Annotated in this window: 18 protein-coding genes; 12 read left to right on the forward strand and 6 right to left on the reverse strand. The window is 28.7% G+C overall.

Annotated elements, in window-relative coordinates; all coding sequences use genetic code 11:
- Nucleotide 1 precedes the first annotated feature (1 nt).
- From lptC to SHK09_RS06460, 4 genes are all read left to right on the forward strand, one after another.
- Nucleotides 2-565, forward strand: a complete 564-nt coding sequence (gene lptC, locus SHK09_RS06445; RefSeq protein WP_319809963.1) for an LPS export ABC transporter periplasmic protein LptC — start codon at nt 2-4, stop codon at nt 563-565.
- 4 nt (nt 566-569) lie between these two features.
- Complete coding sequence (locus SHK09_RS06450; RefSeq protein WP_319809964.1) at nt 570-770, forward strand: hypothetical protein; 201 nt, start codon at nt 570-572, stop codon at nt 768-770.
- Between the two features lie 15 nt (nt 771-785).
- Entirely contained in the window at nt 786-2,051 is a 1,266-nt protein-coding gene (locus tag SHK09_RS06455; protein WP_319809965.1) for a hemolysin family protein, read from the forward strand.
- 123 nt (nt 2,052-2,174) lie between these two features.
- Nucleotides 2,175-4,298, forward strand: coding sequence for a peptidylprolyl isomerase (locus tag SHK09_RS06460; RefSeq protein WP_319809966.1), 2,124 nt, complete (start codon nt 2,175-2,177; stop codon nt 4,296-4,298).
- 282 nt (nt 4,299-4,580) lie between these two features.
- On the opposite strand, the gene rho is transcribed toward SHK09_RS06460, so the two are convergent.
- On the reverse strand, nt 4,581-6,299 hold the full coding sequence (gene rho, locus SHK09_RS06465) for a transcription termination factor Rho (protein ID WP_319809967.1): 1,719 nt from the start codon (nt 6,297-6,299) through the stop codon (nt 4,581-4,583).
- A gap of 195 nt (nt 6,300-6,494) precedes the next feature.
- On the opposite strand from rho, the gene SHK09_RS06470 reads away from it, so the two are divergent.
- The 4 genes from SHK09_RS06470 to SHK09_RS06485 all read left to right on the forward strand — a co-directional run bounded on the left by SHK09_RS06470 (nt 6,495) and on the right by SHK09_RS06485 (nt 10,495).
- Nucleotides 6,495-6,926 carry a DUF4293 domain-containing protein gene (locus SHK09_RS06470; RefSeq protein ID WP_319809968.1) on the forward strand — a complete coding sequence of 144 codons (432 nt, stop codon included), beginning with the start codon at nt 6,495-6,497 and terminating at the stop codon, nt 6,924-6,926.
- A 267-nt stretch (nt 6,927-7,193) separates the two neighbouring features.
- Nucleotides 7,194-7,859, forward strand: a complete 666-nt coding sequence (locus SHK09_RS06475) for a response regulator transcription factor (RefSeq protein ID WP_319809969.1) — start codon at nt 7,194-7,196, stop codon at nt 7,857-7,859.
- A gap of 166 nt (nt 7,860-8,025) precedes the next feature.
- Nucleotides 8,026-8,721, forward strand: coding sequence for a hypothetical protein (locus tag SHK09_RS06480; RefSeq protein WP_319809970.1), 696 nt, complete (start codon nt 8,026-8,028; stop codon nt 8,719-8,721).
- Nucleotides 8,722-8,752: 31 nt separating this feature from the next.
- Nucleotides 8,753-10,495 (forward strand): tetratricopeptide repeat protein, encoded by a 1,743-nt coding sequence (locus tag SHK09_RS06485; RefSeq protein WP_319809971.1) that lies wholly within the window; start codon nt 8,753-8,755, stop codon nt 10,493-10,495.
- Here SHK09_RS06485 and SHK09_RS06490 read toward each other — a convergent pair.
- Nucleotides 10,482-10,979: a metallophosphoesterase family protein gene (locus SHK09_RS06490; protein ID WP_319809972.1), complete on the reverse strand. Its 498-nt coding sequence runs from the start codon at nt 10,977-10,979 to the stop codon at nt 10,482-10,484. The two genes, SHK09_RS06485 and SHK09_RS06490, sit on opposite strands and share 14 nt — an antisense overlap.
- A 98-nt stretch (nt 10,980-11,077) precedes the next feature.
- On the opposite strand from SHK09_RS06490, the gene truA reads away from it, so the two are divergent.
- From truA to SHK09_RS06505, 3 genes are all read left to right on the forward strand, one after another.
- On the forward strand, nt 11,078-11,803 hold the full coding sequence (gene truA / locus SHK09_RS06495; RefSeq protein WP_319809973.1) for a tRNA pseudouridine(38-40) synthase TruA: 726 nt from the start codon (nt 11,078-11,080) through the stop codon (nt 11,801-11,803).
- Nucleotides 11,804-11,806: 3 nt separating this feature from the next.
- Nucleotides 11,807-13,573 carry an ABC transporter ATP-binding protein gene (locus tag SHK09_RS06500; protein ID WP_319809974.1) on the forward strand — a complete coding sequence of 589 codons (1,767 nt, stop codon included), beginning with the start codon at nt 11,807-11,809 and terminating at the stop codon, nt 13,571-13,573.
- Between the two features lie 73 nt (nt 13,574-13,646).
- Nucleotides 13,647-14,213, forward strand: a complete 567-nt coding sequence (locus SHK09_RS06505) for a hypothetical protein (RefSeq protein ID WP_319809975.1) — start codon at nt 13,647-13,649, stop codon at nt 14,211-14,213.
- 76 nt (nt 14,214-14,289) lie between these two features.
- On the opposite strand, the gene cdaA is transcribed toward SHK09_RS06505, so the two are convergent.
- The 4 genes from cdaA to SHK09_RS06525 all read right to left on the reverse strand — a co-directional run bounded on the left by cdaA (nt 14,290) and on the right by SHK09_RS06525 (nt 17,534).
- Complete coding sequence (gene cdaA, locus SHK09_RS06510) at nt 14,290-15,066, reverse strand: diadenylate cyclase CdaA (RefSeq protein WP_319809976.1); 777 nt, start codon at nt 15,064-15,066, stop codon at nt 14,290-14,292.
- 53 nt (nt 15,067-15,119) lie between these two features.
- A complete protein-coding gene (locus SHK09_RS06515) occupies nt 15,120-15,725 on the reverse strand; it encodes a biopolymer transporter ExbD (RefSeq protein WP_319809977.1) in 606 nt (201 codons plus the stop codon).
- 401 nt (nt 15,726-16,126) lie between these two features.
- Entirely contained in the window at nt 16,127-16,951 is an 825-nt protein-coding gene (gene folP / locus SHK09_RS06520) for a dihydropteroate synthase (RefSeq protein WP_319809978.1), read from the reverse strand.
- Nucleotide 16,952: 1 nt separating this feature from the next.
- Complete coding sequence (locus SHK09_RS06525; protein ID WP_319809979.1) at nt 16,953-17,534, reverse strand: TIGR00730 family Rossman fold protein; 582 nt, start codon at nt 17,532-17,534, stop codon at nt 16,953-16,955.
- A gap of 89 nt (nt 17,535-17,623) precedes the next feature.
- Here SHK09_RS06525 and SHK09_RS06530 point away from each other — a divergent pair, with 89 nt between their 5' ends.
- The gene (locus SHK09_RS06530; protein ID WP_319809980.1) at nt 17,624-18,157 is read left to right on the forward strand and encodes a DUF1599 domain-containing protein; all 534 of its coding nucleotides are present in this window, start codon (nt 17,624-17,626) and stop codon (nt 18,155-18,157) included.
- Nucleotides 18,158-18,159: the final 2 nt, after the last annotated feature.

Genomic DNA, 18,159 nt, shown 5'->3' on the forward strand with positions numbered 1-18,159 from the left:
TTTGAAAAACTATAAACAAATATTAATTAAAAGCATTATTGTAATTTCGATTACAATAATGCTTTTTTCTTGTTCTAATACTACAGAAGAAGTACGTAATTTTTTAGAAGAAAAAAATTTACCAACAGGTACAGCAAAAGATGCGTATCATGTTTATAAAGATTCGGGTAAAATAACATCTAAATTAATTACACCTTTACTGTTAGATTTTAGCAATCGTAAAAATCATCCTTACAATGAGTTTCCTAAAGGTATAAAGATTATTAACTTTAATAACAAAGGAAAAGATTCTGTTACTATTATTGGTGATTATGCTTTATCTTATGCAAAAACAGAAGTATCAGAAATTAAAGGAAATGTGGTTGTTATTAATCATACAGATAAATCTAGGTTAGAAACAGAACAATTATTTTGGGATCAAAAATCGAAATATTTTGTATCTGAAAAACCATTTACCATGTATAAAGAAAATGATACAATAGTAGGTATTGGTTTTGAGTGCAAAGAAGATTTAAGTAAGCATTTAGCTAAAAAGACAATAGGAAGAATAGAAACAAAAGAATAAAATTATGAATAAACTTTGGAAATTTTTTCAATATGGTTATTTAATGGTAGCATTTATTTGCTTAATTGAAGGTATTGTTCGTTGGAACGCAGAAAGAAGTAGATCTTATTTGTTTCTTGGTTTTGCAATTTTGATTACCTTAGTATTCTTTTTTAAGAGACATTTTAGAAAGAAGGTACAAAAAAGAAATAACCAAAATAACTAGTATATAAATTTCTGAATGGAAATTGAGCTCATTATTATATTATTATCAATTATACTTTCCGCATTTTTTTCGGGAATGGAAATTGCATTTGTTTCTGCAAACAAACTACACATCGAGTTAGAAAAAAAGAGGGAAGGTTTTATTCCTCAAATTCTAAATAAAATAACTCAGAAATCATCAAAGTTTATTACCACTATGTTGGTTGGTAATAATATTTCTCTAGTAATTTACAGTTATTACATGGGAAAATTTCTAATAAGAATTTTACCTGTTGGAAATCTTAATGAATTTACCATATTACTTTTACAAACTATTATTTCTACTATTGTAATTCTTGTAACTGCAGAATTTTTACCAAAAGCCATATTTAGAATTTATGCAAACGAAGTCTTAAAAATATTTGCTGTACCTGCTTATGTTTTTTATGTATTATTTCATTTCTTTTCAGAATTTATTATTGTAATTTCTGATTTTTTTCTACGCGTTTTCTTTAAAACGAATGCAGATGAACAACAAGTAGTCTTTAGTAAAGAAGAATTAGGTAATTACATTTCAGAACAATTAGAAACAGGTAATGATGATGAAGAAATGGACTCTGAAATTCAGATTTTTCAAAATGCATTAGAGTTTCACAATGTAAAAGCAAGAGAGGTAATGGTTCCTAGAACAGAAATTACTGCGGTAGAAATTCATGAAACTGTAACTAATCTTAAGAATATTTTTATAGAAACTGGTTTGTCTAAAGTTTTAGTGTACAAATCTGCTATGGATGATGTTATTGGTTATGTAAATGCCTTTGAGCTTTTTAAGAAACCAAAAACTATTAAATCTATTTTACTTCCGGTAGAAATTGTGCCAGAATCTATGATGATTAATGATATTTTAAATATCTTAATGAAGAAACGCAAAAGTGTAGCTGTAGTTGTAGATGAATACGGAGGAACCTCTGGAATGATAACTGTAGAAGATATTGTCGAAGAATTATTTGGTGAAATTGAAGATGAACATGATTCTCAAGAATTTTTAGAAGAAAAATTAAATGAAACAAGTTTTAATTTTTCAGCAAGATTAGAAGTAGATTATTTAAATGAAGAGTACGATTTAAATATTCCTAAATCTGAAGCTTACGAAACCTTAGGAGGTTTTATAATAGAGCATACAGAGAACATACCAGAAGAAAATGAAGTTGTAGATTTAGAAGGTTTCGAGATTAGAATTCTAAATACTAGTGGAGCCAAAATAGACGCTGTTTGTTTAAAAATTGTTGATACAGAAGATTAGTAAATATTACTTCTTTCCTTTCCTTTAATACACCTAATGTACTTCCTATTTATTTAGTTTAAAATGGGTTGCAATATTAAAACCCAAATCGTATATTCGCCCACTGAAAATAAAATAAAACGTATGGCAATTTTATCAAAAATTAGAGAACGCTCAATGTTCTTAATTATCATAATTGGTTTAGCACTTTTTGCTTTTGTATTAGATCCTTCTACTTTAGGAGATTTCTTTAGCTCTAATAAAGTAAATGAAGTTGGTGAAGTAAACGGTGAAGCTATTTCTACGCAAGAATTTGCGCAAGCTTTAGACACTTATAAGCAACAAACAGGTAGTAGAGTTTCTGAAATGCAAGCAGCAAAAACTGTTTGGAATAACATTGTAAGTAAGAAAATCTATAAGAATCAATTAGATCAAGCTGGTATTACTGTTGGTGAACAAGATGTATGGAACGAAGTAATTAGTTCTCCATCTGTTCAAAATAATCCAGATTTTCAAAATGAAGCTGGTTTATTTGATGAAACAAAATTCAAACAATTTTTAGCTGATACTAAAGAAAATAATAAAGATATGTGGTCTGCTTGGTCTAACTACATGAATCAAATTAAAGAAAACTCAGAAACTAATATTTATAACAAATTGGTTGGTGCTGGTTTAGGAGCTTCTTTAAAAGAAGGTGAAAATGAATATTTAATAGAAAACACAAAGTTAAGTGGGCAATTTGTTTATGTTCCTTATTCTAGTGTTGCAGATAGCTTAGTTAAAATTAAAAAATCTGAAGTTGCTTCTTACATTAAAGATAATGAGAGTCAATTTAAAGTAGAAGCTGCTAGAGATATATCTTATGTTAAGTTTGATATTAAAGCAACTGCTGCAGATGAAGAAGCTATTAAACAAAGTGTAGCGCAATTAATTAATAATTCTAAAGATAGAAATAACGATACTAGAATTGGTTTTAAAAACACTACTGATTATAAAGAGTTTTTAGCTGAAAATAATTCTGATGTTAATTTAGATTTAGGTTATAAATATAATGCTTCAGTTAATCAAACAGTAGCAACTCAAATTTTCGAAGGAAAAGAAGGAGACGTATTTGGACCATATAAAGACCAAGGTTTCTTTAAAATTTCTAAAATTACAGCAATTACTAAAATGCCAGACTCTGTAAAAGCAAGTCACATTTTAATTCCTTTTGTAGGTTCTCAAAGTGCTGCGCAAGATGTAACAAGAACAAAAGAACAAGCAGAGAAATTAGCAGATAGTTTGTTAACTGTTGTAAAAAGAAGCAGAAGTAAATTTGCAGATTTAGCAAAAGATTTTTCTTCAGATAAAGGTTCTGGTGCTAAAGGAGGAGATTTAGATTGGTTTAATTACAATAGAATGACGCCAGCTTTTAGAGACTATACATTTACTAATAAGAAAGGTTCTTTAGGTGTCGTAGAAACTCCTTTTGGTTATCATGTTATTAGAGTTGATGATACTAAAAATAACCAAACAGTTTTAAAATTAGCAACTTTTGCAAAAGAGATTGTTCCTTCTGAAGCTACAGAAAATGCTTTCTTTCAAAAATCTGAGCAATTTGCCTTAGCTCTTTCTAAGACTACAGATTATGATGCTTTAGCAAAAGAAAACAATTATGGTTTAAGATCTGCAGTTGGTTTAAAAGTGTTAGATGAAAACGTTCCTGGTTTAGGAAATCAAAGACAAATTGTTTCTTGGGCTTTTAAAGGAGATTCAGAAAAAGGTAGTTTTAAACGTTTTGATTTAGAAGGAAGTTATATTGTTGCTGTTATTACAGATAAATCTGAAAAAGGTTTAATGTCTGTAGAAAAAGCAATAAATACTGTAAGACCAATTTTATTAAATGAAAAGAAAGCTGCTTTAATTTCAGATAAATTAAATGGTAGTTCTCTAACTGAAATAGCGAAAGCAAATAACACAACAGTTAGAACAGTAACTAATGTTAACCTTAAAACATCTTCTTTATCTGGTGTTGGTACAGAACCTAAGATTGTAGGTGCAATGTATGGTGCAGAATTAGATAAAGTATATAATAGCGTTGTAGGTGCTAGAGGTGTTTTTGCTTTTGTTTTAAACAAAAGAGAATTACCTACTGCATTACCTAATTACGAAGCTTATAGAAAAAAGATTGCAGCAACTAGAAAAAGTTCTACTTTTAAAATCTATGAAGCAATTAAGAAGGCTACAGATGTAAAAGATAACAGAGCAAATATGTACGTTTCTAACTAAGAGACTTTACTATAAATTATAAAAATCCGTTCAATTAATTTTGAACGGATTTTTTATGCTTTAATTTTATTGTATTACTAGTTTAAAAGTAATTTAAACATTGTTGTTGTTTGTTATTAAAGTATTCTAATAACCATATTTCTAGCCCTGATTGAACGGTTTGTTTGAGCTCTTTCGAAGTATGAGAAAAGCGAGTAGTGAAAGCAGGAAATAGCTTCTAATAAAAAACCTTCTCGATTGCTCGAAAAGGTTTTTTTATATATTTAAAAAGCTTAATGTTTCTTATCCGTTCATAGATATTAAGAACTCATCGTTGTTTTTAGAGAATTTTACTTTATCATTTATAAATTCCATTGCCTCTATAGGATTCATGTCTGCAAGGTATTTACGTAATACCCACATTCTTTGTACTGTTTTGGCGTCTAATAATAAATCGTCTCTTCTTGTAGAAGATTTAATTAAATCGATAGCAGGGTAAATTCTTCTGTTAGAAATATTTCTATCTAGTTGAAGCTCCATGTTACCAGTTCCTTTAAATTCTTCGAAGATTACTTCGTCCATTTTAGAACCAGTTTCTGTAAGTGCAGTTGCAATAATGGTTAAAGAACCACCATTTTCTATGTTTCTGGCTGCACCAAAGAAACGTTTTGGTTTGTGTAATGCGTTTGCATCGATACCACCAGAAAGTATTTTTCCGGATGCTGGTGCAACGGTATTATATGCTCTAGCCAAACGTGTAATTGAGTCTAAAAGAATAACAACATCGTGTCCACATTCTACTAAACGTTTTGCTTTTTCTAAAACAATATTAGCAACTTTTACGTGTTTGTCTGCAGGTTCATCAAATGTAGAAGCTACAACTTCTCCACGTACATTACGTTTCATGTCTGTTACTTCTTCAGGACGCTCATCAATTAATAAAACAATTTGATAAACTTCTGGGTGGTTTGCTGCAATTGCATTTGCCACATCCTTTAATAACATCGTTTTACCGGTCTTAGGTTGTGCTACAATCATACCACGTTGCCCTTTTCCTAAAGGAGAAAACATATCTATAATTCTTGTTGATAAAGAACTTCCTCTTTCTGCTAAATTGAATTTTTCTTGAGGGAATAAAGGTGTTAGATGTTCAAAAGAAACACGATCTCTAACAATATTAGGATTTAAACCGTTAATTTTTGATACTCTTATTAAAGGGAAATATTTTTCACCTTCTTTTGGTGGACGAACATTTCCTCTAACTGTATCTCCTGTTTTTAAACCAAATAATTTAATTTGAGATTGAGATACATAAATATCGTCTGGTGATGATAAATAATTATAATCTGAAGAACGTAGAAAACCATAACCATCTGGCATCATTTCTAAAACACCTTCACTTTCTATAATTCCATCAAATTCGAAATCTGGATCTCTATATCTATTAGTAGATTTATTACCGTTACTTCTACTATTATTAACTTTCTCTCTGCTTTGAGTGTTACTTTTTGGTTTATTTTGCTGAGGATTGTTTCTGTTTTGCTGTGGTTTGTTAGGTTGATTTACTGTTTTTTGTTCAGGTTTATCATCCTTTGCCTTTGAAGCTATTACTTCTTTCTTTCCCTCTATTTTAGTCTCTTTTTTAACAAGAGGCTTGCGTTGAGGTCTTGGATTAGGTTTAGGTCTTTCAGTTACGGCAGCTTTTACAACAGGTGTTTCAACTGGTTTTTCTAGAGTTTCAGTTTTCTCTATAATAGGCTTGTTATCAACGGTTTTTGGGGCATCAATAGGTTGCACCTTTTTAACAACACGTTTTCTTTTTGGTTTTTCTGTTATTTCAACTTCTTTTACCTTAGTAGCCGTTGCTGCTTTTTCTTTAGAAGGATTTGCAGCCTGTGTATCTAAAATTTGATATACTAAATCTAATTTTTTCAGTTGACTAGTTTTGGTAAGGCCAATAGATTTGGCAATACCTTGTAATTCAGCAAGAGTTTTTGCTTTTAGTTCTGAGATTTCGAACATTATAATATTATTAAGTTAAATATGAATCTTAAATTTGTAAGATTTGTATGTTTTTTTTTGATTGTTGCTATTTTGTATAGTTCTACCAAATAGCCTTTGTGCGGTTACTATAAAACAAATATATACTTTTTTTTTTAGTTTTAGGTTTTCTTTTTAAAAAAGAAAATACTACTTTTGCTATATTAGAAATTACAAATGATTCAAAGAATACAAACAGTATATTTATTATTGGCTTCAATTATATCTGGAGTTTTAATTTTTGTTTTTAATTTGTGGAAATCTATCAAAAAAGATATTTTTGCATTAGATTTGTTAAATAGCGAATCTTACCTTTTAAAGGTAATTCCTATTTTATTTCTAGTATCGGCAATTTTATCATTTGTAGCTATTTTTATATTCAAGAATAGAAAACTACAATTTGTTATTGGCCGTTTAACAATTTTGGTAAACCTTATTTTATTAGGATTATTGATTTATGTATCTCTAACTTTACCTGGAGAAGCTTCTGTTTCGGAGAAAGGTATTGGGATGTTTATACCAATTTTGGCTATTTTGCTTGTTGTTTTGGCAAATAAAGCTATTAAAAAGGATGAAGATCTTGTAAAATCTGTAGATAGATTGCGATAAAACTAACATCTTAGTATATTTAGTGCGAAAAAAAACCGAGAATTTATTCTCGGTTTTTTTATTTCCTATATTTAAAGATACTTTAATTAATCTTTATATTATTAGTGTAAAAAAAATGAGTTTTTCAATAAATTGTAATTCAGTAGTTTAACTTGCTTGTATCCCTGAATTCAGGGATACGTATCCCTGAATTCAGGGATAGTAAAAATATACTGAATTCAGGGATTGTGGAATCTAATAATCTAAACTAAATTTGTACAGAAGATAATGAGAAAAAAAATATACGTTCACGTAGCAGACGACCATAAGATTTTAATCGAAGGTATAATTGCTGTTATAAATACAGATGAAGATATTGAAATAAGAGATTTTTCTTTAACAGGACAGGAAGTTTTAGACTGGTTTAGTAAAGAGGAAAATTATGCTGATGTTTTAATATTAGATATTACAATGCCCGTTTTAGATGGTTTTGAGGTTTTAAAATATTTTTATGACCAAAGAATAAATCAAAAAGTAATTGTTCTATCTAGTTATGATGATGTAAAGATTGTTCAAGAAGTTTTAAAACTAGGTGCAAGTGGCTATATCTCTAAGAATAATGCAGGAGAGCATATTGTAAAAGCTATTAAAGCTGTAGCGAAAGGAGAACAGTATTTTAGTAACGATATACAAGAAGAGTTATTAAAAAGTATTTCTGGTCAAAGAGTAAGAAAAGGAGATATGCCAGAAGATTTTTTATTCGAATCTTTAACAGAAAGAGAAAAAGAAGTATTAAGGTTAGTTACAAAAGAATTAAGTACCAGTGAGATAGCTGATAAAATGCACATTAGCCATCATACTGTAGAATCATATAGAAAAAAATTATTAAAAAAATTAAACGTCAAAAATTCAGTAGGATTAGCAATGTATGCAGTAAAATATAAGTTAGTATAAACTATAATTGATTAAGTTTTAGATTTAAAATTCTTCCCCCTAAAAAACTTAAGATGCATCCCCCTAAATATAAGTACTAAAGTATTAGTATACATTGCTTTTTTTACATTACAATATTACCCGCCCCTAGTTAACATTTATTTCACCTCAACCAAATTCCATTATTATGAAAATTACCCAATTATTATCGTTAGTTATTGTGTCGGCAATCGTTTTTTCTTCTTGTTCTAACAATGAAACATTACTTCCTGAAGCAGAAATTACAAATTCATTAAAATCTTATAAAATTAAAAGAGATGCTACTGGTGCTTACTCTTTAGATTATGATTTACAAGAAAATGTTAAATCGGATAAAGTAAAAAACATAGAGACTAATACTAATGAATTCCATTTATATGATTCTGAATTTACTACAAGTAAAAGACAATCTGAAGAATTATTAATTGACGGAGATAAATTAAGTATCGGGTTTGTTGATACAAGAACAAATAAAAGAGCTAATATTACAATTGAAGATGATAATATTTCTTTAGCTAAAACTAGTGCTAAAAACACTAAAATGTTATCTGAATATAGTATTTCTAGTGATGAAGATGGTTCTTTTAATTTAGACTTTAAAGTAAACAATAATGTAAGTGTAGATTTTGTTTATAATGAAGATTTAGCTATTTACGAAATTCATTTAGAGGAAGGGAAATCTACTGGAACAGATTTTTCTAGAAGTTTTAGTAAAATAGAAGGTGAAAAATTAAAAATTGATTTTGTAAATCACATAAAAACTAGTTCAAAGAGTACTGCTTCTAGAACTTATGCAACTAAAAAAAGACCTAGATGGGTTGTGAGCTATGATTCAGAAATGTAAAAAAACAAAAATATTATATTTAATATTTTTAATGTCTTTTTTGAATATTTATTCATCTATTAATGTAGAAAAAGAAGCGAACATTATGTCCGCTTCTTTTTTGTTAAAAGATAAAGATTCTCTTTTTTTAATTCAATATAGAAAAACAAAAATTTTATTTGAAAATAAAAATTATGATGTAGCATTAGAGAGTGCACTTACATTAAGAGATTTAAGTATTAAAAAAAAATCTAGTAATATAGAATATTTAACAACAGTTTTAATTGGAAGAATATTTAAAGAGACTAACAATATAGATAAATCTTTAAAGTATTATAAACAGGCTTTAGTGCTTCGATTAAAATACAATAATAACCTTGATGAAAATATTAATATTTCTAACGATTATTTATTGGCAGAAAACTTATTAATGATAGCCAGTTCTTATCAGTTACTTCAAGAGAATGATAGTGCAAAACATTATTATAATAAAATTTTAAGTCTAAACTCACTAAATGAAGAAATTTTAACTTTTAAAGCAAGAACTTATACAAACCTTTCTGAAATTTATCATGAAAACTTTTTATACGATAAAGCAAAATCATCATTATTAGAAGCTATTGAAATTAATAAAAAACAGAACAATAAGTTATTCTTATCAGAGTCTTTGTCTAATTTGGCAAATATTTATTTAGAAGAAAATAATTTAGATAAAGCTAAAGAGTATTATTTTGAAGCAATAAAGTTAATTGAAAACGAGAAGAATTCTAAGGCTTTAAAAGATAGAGAGTTGTTTTATGACAATTTAGCCTATACTTTGTATATGCAGAAAAACTATACTGCTTATGAGTATTTGGATAAATCTTTTACTATTAGAGATAGTTTAAGAGAGGTGGAAGTTACAGATATTTTAGCTGAAATTGAAGCTAAACACAGTTATAAAAATGAAAAAAGTTTCGAAGTTGCTAAACGATTAAAAGATCAAAGAACCTTTATGATATATGGTATTGGAAGTTTTATAATAATTTTATCTTTATTGTATGGTTTAAATTTTTATAAACTCCGTCAAAAAAATTTAAGACTAAAACTGTCTCAAACACAATTGCTTCAAAATCAGAATATAGAAAAACTTAGATCAGAATCTCAAGCAAGAATTTTAAATGCTACGATAGATGGTAAGGAATCTGAGCGTAAGGAGATTGCAGAAACATTACATGATAGTGTAAGTGCATTATTATCTTCGGCTAATCTTCATTTAATGGCAACAAAATCTCAATTTAAAGGAGAAGTGCCAATTGAGATAAACAAAACACAAGATATTATTGCAGAAGCTTCTCAGAAAATTAGAGATTTATCTCACACATTAGTGTCATCGGTTTTACTTAAATTCGGATTAAATTATGCCTTAAAAGATATGGCTTCCAAGTATTCAAATTCCGTTTTACAAATAGATACAGATATTTATGATATAAGAAGATATCATCAAAATTTTGAAATAAAAATATACAATATCATACAAGAATTTGTAAATAATATTTTAAAACATAGTAAAGCAGAAAATACGATTATAAAACTTCACGAGAAAAATAATAGAATTTGTTTTCAAATTACTGATGATGGTGTTGGTTTTGATAAAACTAAGGTTTTTAATAAAGATGGTTTAGGATTAAACCAAATTGATGCTAGAATTCAAATGATGAATGGTAAGTTTCTTATAGAGTCTGTAATTGGAGAAGGAACAACCGTTTTTGTAGAGCTACCTATTTTAGAAAAAAATACAATTAACCACGTTTAGCCAATTCTATAATTTCTAAATTTTTAATTTCTCCGTTTTCTAACTCAAATCTTAGCATAGTTTTAATTTTATGAAAACCGTGGTTTCCTGCAGCACCTGGGTTTAAATGAAGTAAATTTAATTTTTTGTCATATTGCACTTTTAAAATATGAGAATGACCAGAAATAAAAATCTTAGGCGGATTTACCTTGATGTCTTCTTTAATCCTGCGATAGTAATTATTAGGATAACCACCAATGTGAGTCATCCAAACGGTTACTTTTTCAACTTCAAATTTAGCGTCTAAAGGAAATTCTGCTCTAGCGTATTGGTCATCTATATTGCCATAAACAGCTCTTAAAGGTTTTAGTTTTTTTATAGTGTCTGTAACGTCTAGGTTACCAATATCTCCTACATGCCAAACTTCATCTGCTTGTTTTACAAACTTTAAAATTTGTGCATCTATAAAACTATGTGTGTCGGATAATAGTAATATTTTCTTCATTAAAAAATAGTAAGAAAAGTTTAACGTCTCTTCGGGTTTCAAAAATACTAATAACAAAATAAATTCCGTAATTTTACTGTCTACAAAAAACAATTTTCTTGAGATATTTTATAGAGCTTTCTTATAACGGAAAAAAATACCACGGTTGGCAAATACAACCAGATGTTATTTCTGTACAAGAAAAATTAAATTTTGCTGTAAGTACAATTCTTCAAGAAAAGATAGAAGTTGTTGGTGCAGGTAGAACAGATACTGGCGTTCATGCTTCGCAAATGTTTGCGCATTTTAATGTTGAAAAGCTAATTAAAGGTGATGTTGTACATAAATTGAATTCGATTTTACCAAACGATATTACTGTTTATAAAGTTTTTTTGGTCGCTGAAGAAATGCATGCTAGGTTTAATGCAGAAAGTAGAAGTTACGAATACAGAATTTGGTTGGGTAGAAATCCGTTTTTATTAGATTTTTCTTGGCAAATTCATTCTCAAGAATTAGATGTTTCTAAAATGAATGAAGCAGCAAATGTTTTATTAGAATATGAAGATTTTCAGACATTTTCTAAAGTAAAAACAGATGTTTATACTTTTAACTGCAACGTTACAGCCGCTTTTTGGAAGCAAGAAGGAAATTTATTAACGTTTCATGTCTCTGCAAATAGATTTTTAAGAAACATGGTAAGAGCTATTGTTGGTACTTTGGTAGATGTTGGTTTAGGAAAAATATCTACTAATGAGTTTAGAAAAATAATAGAAAGTAAGAATAGAAATAATGCAGGATTATCTGTGCCTGCAAAAGGGTTGTTTTTAACACATATAAAATATTAAGTTTTGGCAAATAAAACAGGAAATGCTTTTGATATGGACATCTTTTTAAGACTCATGAGTTTTGCTAAGAAGTACAAACGTAATTTTATAATTGCCTCTGTATCTACTATTCTTTTAGCAGGTGTGGCTTTGTTAACACCTATTATTTTAAAAGAAACTGTAGATGTATATATCGCGAATAAAGATTCCAATGGTTTAGTAAATAATATTTTATTAATGTTTGGTGTCTTAATGGTAGAAGTACTTTTAAGATTTACATTTATATATTATGCTAATTGGGTTGGTCAACACATAATTAGAGATATAAGAGCTAAGATCTTTAGACACATTTTACAATTTAGAATGTCTTATTTCGATAAAAATTCTGTTGGTAAATTAGTTACAAGAGTTGTATCTGATATAGAAACGATAGCTGCTTTTTTTAGTAGTGGTGTTTTTACAATTGTTAGTGATGTTTTACAGATGTTTGCAGTAATTATTGTAATGTTTATTATCAATTGGAAACTCGCTTTTATAGCAATAGCAGTATTACCTATACTATTGTATGCAACTAAAGTTTTTCAAAAAGCAATTAAAGCCACTTTTCAAGAAGTTAGAAATCAAGTAGCTAATTTAAATGGCTTTGTACAAGAAAGAGTAACCGGAATGAAAATTGTACAACTATTCAATAGAGAAAAAATTGAATATGATAATTTTAAAAACATTAATAATAAACACAAAGAAGCTTATATAAAAACAATCTGGTATTTTTCTATTTTCTTTCCTATTGCAGAAATTTTATCTTCAATTGGTATTGGTTTAGTTGTTTGGTTTGGAAGTAAACAGGTAATTGGAGGGGATGTTCCTGGTCCTGGAACTGTTATGGCTTTTGTACAAATGGCACAAATGCTTTTTAGACCTTTAAGGCAAATTGCAGATAAATTTAATCAGTTACAAATGGGTATTGTTTCTGGTGAAAGAGTTTTTAAAATTATAGACACAGAAAGTGCTATATCTAAGAATGGTGTAATTGAAGCAAAAAACTTACAAGGAAGCATTAGTTTTAAAGACGTTAGGTTTAGTTATGTTGAGGGTGAAGAAGTTTTAAAAGGAATAAATTTAGAAGTAAAAAGCGGACAAACAGTTGCTATTGTGGGGTCTACTGGTGCAGGTAAATCAACTATAATTAATTTGTTAAATCGTTTTTATGAAATTGATAGTGGTACTATTTGTGTTGATGATATTGCTATAGATGAATATAAATTAGAAAGTTTAAGAGATCAGGTTGCAGTTGTTTTACAAGATGTTTTTTTGTTCTCAGATTCTATTTTAAATAATATAACTTTAAAAAACGAAACTATTTCTAAAGAAGAAGTAGTAAAAGCAGCGAAACAAATAGGAATTCATAATTTTATTATGACACTTCCTGGAGATTACGATTATAACGTAAAGGAAAGAGGAGCAATGCTTTCTTCTGGACAAAGACAATTAATTGCTTTTTTAAGAGCTTACGTTAGTAAACCAAGTATTTTAATTTTAGATGAAGCAACTTCTTCTGTAGATGCACATGCAGAACAAATGATACAATATGCAACCGAAACTATAACAAAAGATAGAACGTCTATTGTAATAGCACATAGATTAGCAACCATTAAACAAGCAGATAAAATTATTGTGATGGATAAAGGTTTAATAGTTGAACAAGGAACACATTCTGAATTATTAAAGAAAGAAAAAGGTTATTACAAGAATTTATATGATAAACAGTTTAGTTTAGATGTTGCTTCTTAAAAAAAAAATATAAATACATTTATTTCTTACTTAAAGTGTTAAATTTGACGTTCAAATCATAAACAAATTAATAATGAAAAAAATCGTATTATCTGTATTAGTTGCAGGTTCTTTATTAGCAACGTCTTGTAAAGAAGTAAAAAAAGGAGCTACTGACTTAAAAGATGCAACAGTTGAAACAGCAGATAAAGCTGCAGATGCTACAACTGAAGCTGCAGGTGCAGTTGCAAATGGAGCTAAAGATGCTGCAGGTAAGGTAGTTGATGGTGCAAAAGATGCTGCTAATACAGTTGCAGAAGGAGCAAAAGACGCAGCAAACGCTGTTGTTGAAGGTGCTGAAAATGCTGTTGAAGGAGCTAAAGAAGCTGTTTCTTCATCTAAAGACTCTGCTTTAGCAGGCGTTACTATTCCTAGTTTTTCTAACGAAGCTGTAACAAAAAACTTAACTGAGTATGCTGCTTATGCAAAAGATTATATCGCTGCAAATGGTAACTTAGCTAAAATTTCTGCATTAGCGCCTAAAGGTGCTGCTTTATTAGCTAAAGGAAAAGAATTAGCATCTAAATTAGACGTTAAAGAAATGGCTAAATACAAAAGTGTATTAGCTGCTATTCAATCTAAAATGGCTCCTTCTAAATAAGGTTAGTTGTTTTTAAAATATAAAAGGTTCTCTAAATAGAGAACCTTTTTTTATGTAATTTATTTTTATTAGAAAACTACATTAAATCTTTTCTAATTTTTTCATTTAGTTCTGTAAAGTTTGCATAAAGCTCAAAACCACCATCTTTTATATAAGATATTTCACCTGTTTCTTCTGAAACTAATAAACAAACTGCATCTGTCTTTTCAGAAACACCTATAGCAGCTCTGTGTCTTAAACCAAATCTTGCAGGTATTTTTGTGCTGTCTGAAATTGGTAAAACAACTCTAGTTGCAACAATATAATTGTCTCTAATAATTAAAGCACCATCATGAAGCGGACTATTTTTGTAAAAAATACTTTGCAACAATGCATCGTTTAACAACGCATTCATCTTGTCGCCAGTATTTATTAAAAAATCTAAAGTATTTGTTCTTTCGATAACAATTAAAGCTCCTGTTTTTGTCTTAGACATCTTTTGGCAAGCTTCTAAAACTGTTTCTGTATCAACTTCCGAACTTATTTCTGTTTGTAAAAACTTAAGTTGTTTTAAAAAACTTCTTTTATTGGTAAAGTTTGTAGTACCAATCATTAATAAGAATTTTCTTATTTCTTGCTGAAAAACTATAATAAGGGCAATAACACCACCAGAAAGTAAGTAGCCTAAAATACCACTTAACATTTCCATTTTTAAGGCTTGTGTAATTTTCCATATTATAAAAATAAACCCAATACCAATAACTATATTTATAGCTACTGTACCTTTTAGTAATTTGTAAATATAAAAGAGTAATGTTGCTACTAACAAAATGTCTAAAACATCTAACAAAGAAAATTCAACAAAATCGAACATAAATATTGACTGATATTAGGCTAAAATACTAATAAATAAGTTGGAGAACAATATCAATTATTTATTTCTGCGTCAGATAATAGAAGCGGATACTTATTACGAATCAGTTTTATTTTTTCTTGAATATTTTTATCACTATTATTCGATTTTTTAAAGTCTTCTAATAAACTGTTGTAATTTCTGTTATATAGTTTTACAGAAAGCTTATTTCTTAAACTAGTGTAGGCAGCGTTTAAAAGATCTAGTGTAGAAATATACGTGCCATAGTTTGTTGTTTTAGCCGTTTTTATAGAGATAATTGCTTTTGATGGATGATCTGAGGATAATTTATCTTTTGTACCTTCACACCAATCACATTTTTTTTTATTAATGTCTAATCCACCACCATTATCTATAAAATTGATAGCAATTTGTTTTAATTCTTCTATTTGAATTATTTTCTCATCTACAAATAACTCGTTGTTTTTGTTGATGTTTATTTCTAAGATATTCCGTTTGTTGATATCTAAATTTGCAGGTTTTTCTTGTTTCTGCGGAATTTTTCTAGATATTCCTGCGTCTACATCCATTGTTGTAGTTACTAAGAAGAAGATTAATAATAAAAATGCGATGTCTGCCATAGAACCAGCATTAATTTCTGGAGATTCTTTTCTACTCATAATTTCTAGTTTTAAAAGTTAATAAATGGGTTTCAGTCCGAATTATTTCGAATTGATTTATTAAAGTTTGGCTAGATAGGTTTTTGGCGTTAACATTTATTTAACAAAAAGAATGCCAAGTATTTTAGTTTAGAAAGATGTTACTCTGCATTACATATGAAGAAAAGTCTTAATAATTTAACTTTTATTTTGATGAGATTTCTAAATCGTTAAAAAAACTAATTTTTAAATGACATGCTACTTTTTATTTTTGAAATATTGTAAACAAACAAGTTTAGCCCTGATTGAACGGTCTGTTTGAGCTCTTTTTTACTGCTAGTTTAAGTGAATTTTGAAGAATGAAAAATTTGTATCGAGAACTAGCAGTGAAAAAAGCGAGTAGTGAAAGCAGGAAATAGCTTCTAAAAAGAAACCTGATTTACAATTTTTACAGCTTCTACGGCCTCTTTTACATCGTGCACACGTAAAATATTTGCGCCATTTAAAAGGGCAATTGTGTTTGCAGAAGTAGTGGCATTTAAAGCTTCTTGGGCAGAAATATCTAAGGTTTTATACAACATAGATTTACGCGAAATTCCGGCTAAAATTGGTGCGTCTAAACTTTTAAAAAGTTCTAGATTCTTTAAGATTTTAAAATTATGGGCGTTGGTTTTTCCAAAACCGAAACCAACATCTATAATAATATCGTTTAATTTAAGTTGATGTAATTTATAAATTTGTTCTGCAAAAAAGGAAATTATTTCTTTGGTAACATCTTTATAAATAGGATTTTTCTGCATGTTTTGCGGCGTACCTAACATATGCATTAAAATATAAGGAACTTGAAGTTTAGCAACAGTTGCAAACATATTAGCATCCATTTTTCCGCCAGAAATATCGTTTACAATTGCTGCACCCGCATTTATAGTTTCTTGGGCAATTTTACTTCTAAAAGTATCTACAGAAATAATTATTTCTGGAAAATTCTGAACTAATAAATTAATAACAGGTACAATTCTTTTTAGTTCTTCTTCTTCTGGTATATGTTTTGCGCCAGGTCTAGAGGAATAGGCACCAACATCTATAAAAGTTGCGCCGTCTAAAAGCATTTTTTCTACTTGCGAAAGAATGTCGCTTTCGTTTTTATATTTTCCTCCGTCAAAGAAAGAATCTGGTGTAATATTTAAAATCCCCATTACTTTTGGGGTTGTTAAATCTACTAAAGTACCTTTGCAATTTATGGTCATTTTAACGAACTACTTTATTAATTACGTGTGTAATTTTTGGTGCTTTGTAAGCGTTCATTTTCTGCATTAAATCTTCTACAGAAGTACCAACTATTAACATGTCTCTATTGGTTTGTTTTAGAAAACCTTCTGCTATCATTTTGTCTAATTGCAATAAAACAGCATCGAAAAAACCGTTTATATTTAAAAGTCCAACTGGTTTTTGTTCAATATATAATTGCCCTAAAGTAAGTGCTTCAAACAACTCATCTAAGGTACCAAAACCTCCAGGAAGTGTAATATAACCATCTACTAATTGGCTCATTATTACTTTACGTTCGCTCATTGTTTTGCAAACAATCATTTCTTCTACACCAGCATGTACCACTTCTTCCTTTTCTAGTAATTTAGGAATTACACCAATAACTTCGCCATTATGAGCCAGAATTGTATCGGCGATAGCGCCCATCATTCCAATTTTTCCTCCACCATAAACCAAACCAATTTTGTTATGTGCAAAATGATTTCCTAATGCTGTAGCAGCTTCTTTATAAATAGGGTTAAAGCCTAAACTTGCTCCGCAAAAAACAACAATCTTTTTCAATTTTATGAGTTTTAAAATTCTTTTGTAAAAATAAATGAAAAGCATATAGGATTTAGTATTTTTGAGCAAATACTTTTTAACAAAAGAAGATGCAAGATACCTCGAAACAATATGATGCTGTAATTGAACAATGCAGAAGTTTATTTATAAAAAAAATGAGTGATTATGGTTCTGCGTGGAGAATTTTACGTTTACCGTCTTTAACAGATCAGATTTTTATTAAGGCGCAAAGAATTAGACAATTGCAAGAAAATGAGGTGAGAAAAGTTGATGAAGGAGAGAAATCTGAATTTATTGGTATTATTAATTATTCTATAATGGCTTTAATTCAATTAGAAAATGGTGTTGTTGAAAATCCGGATTTAAACACGGAAGATGCAACTGTTTTGTATGATAGACATAGTAAAATTACCAAAGAATTAATGATGAATAAAAATCATGATTATGGTGAGGCTTGGAGAGAAATGCGTGTTTCTAGTTTAACAGATTTAATTTTGCAGAAATTATTACGAGTAAAGCAAATAGAAGATAATAAAGGTAAAACCTTAGTTTCTGAAGGTATTGATGCAAATTACCAAGACATGATTAATTATGCAGTTTTTGCAATGATTCATTTGGGTTAGTA

Source organism: Polaribacter sp. PL03 (assembly GCF_033875165.1).
In the GTDB taxonomy this organism is placed as follows: domain Bacteria; phylum Bacteroidota; class Bacteroidia; order Flavobacteriales; family Flavobacteriaceae; genus Polaribacter.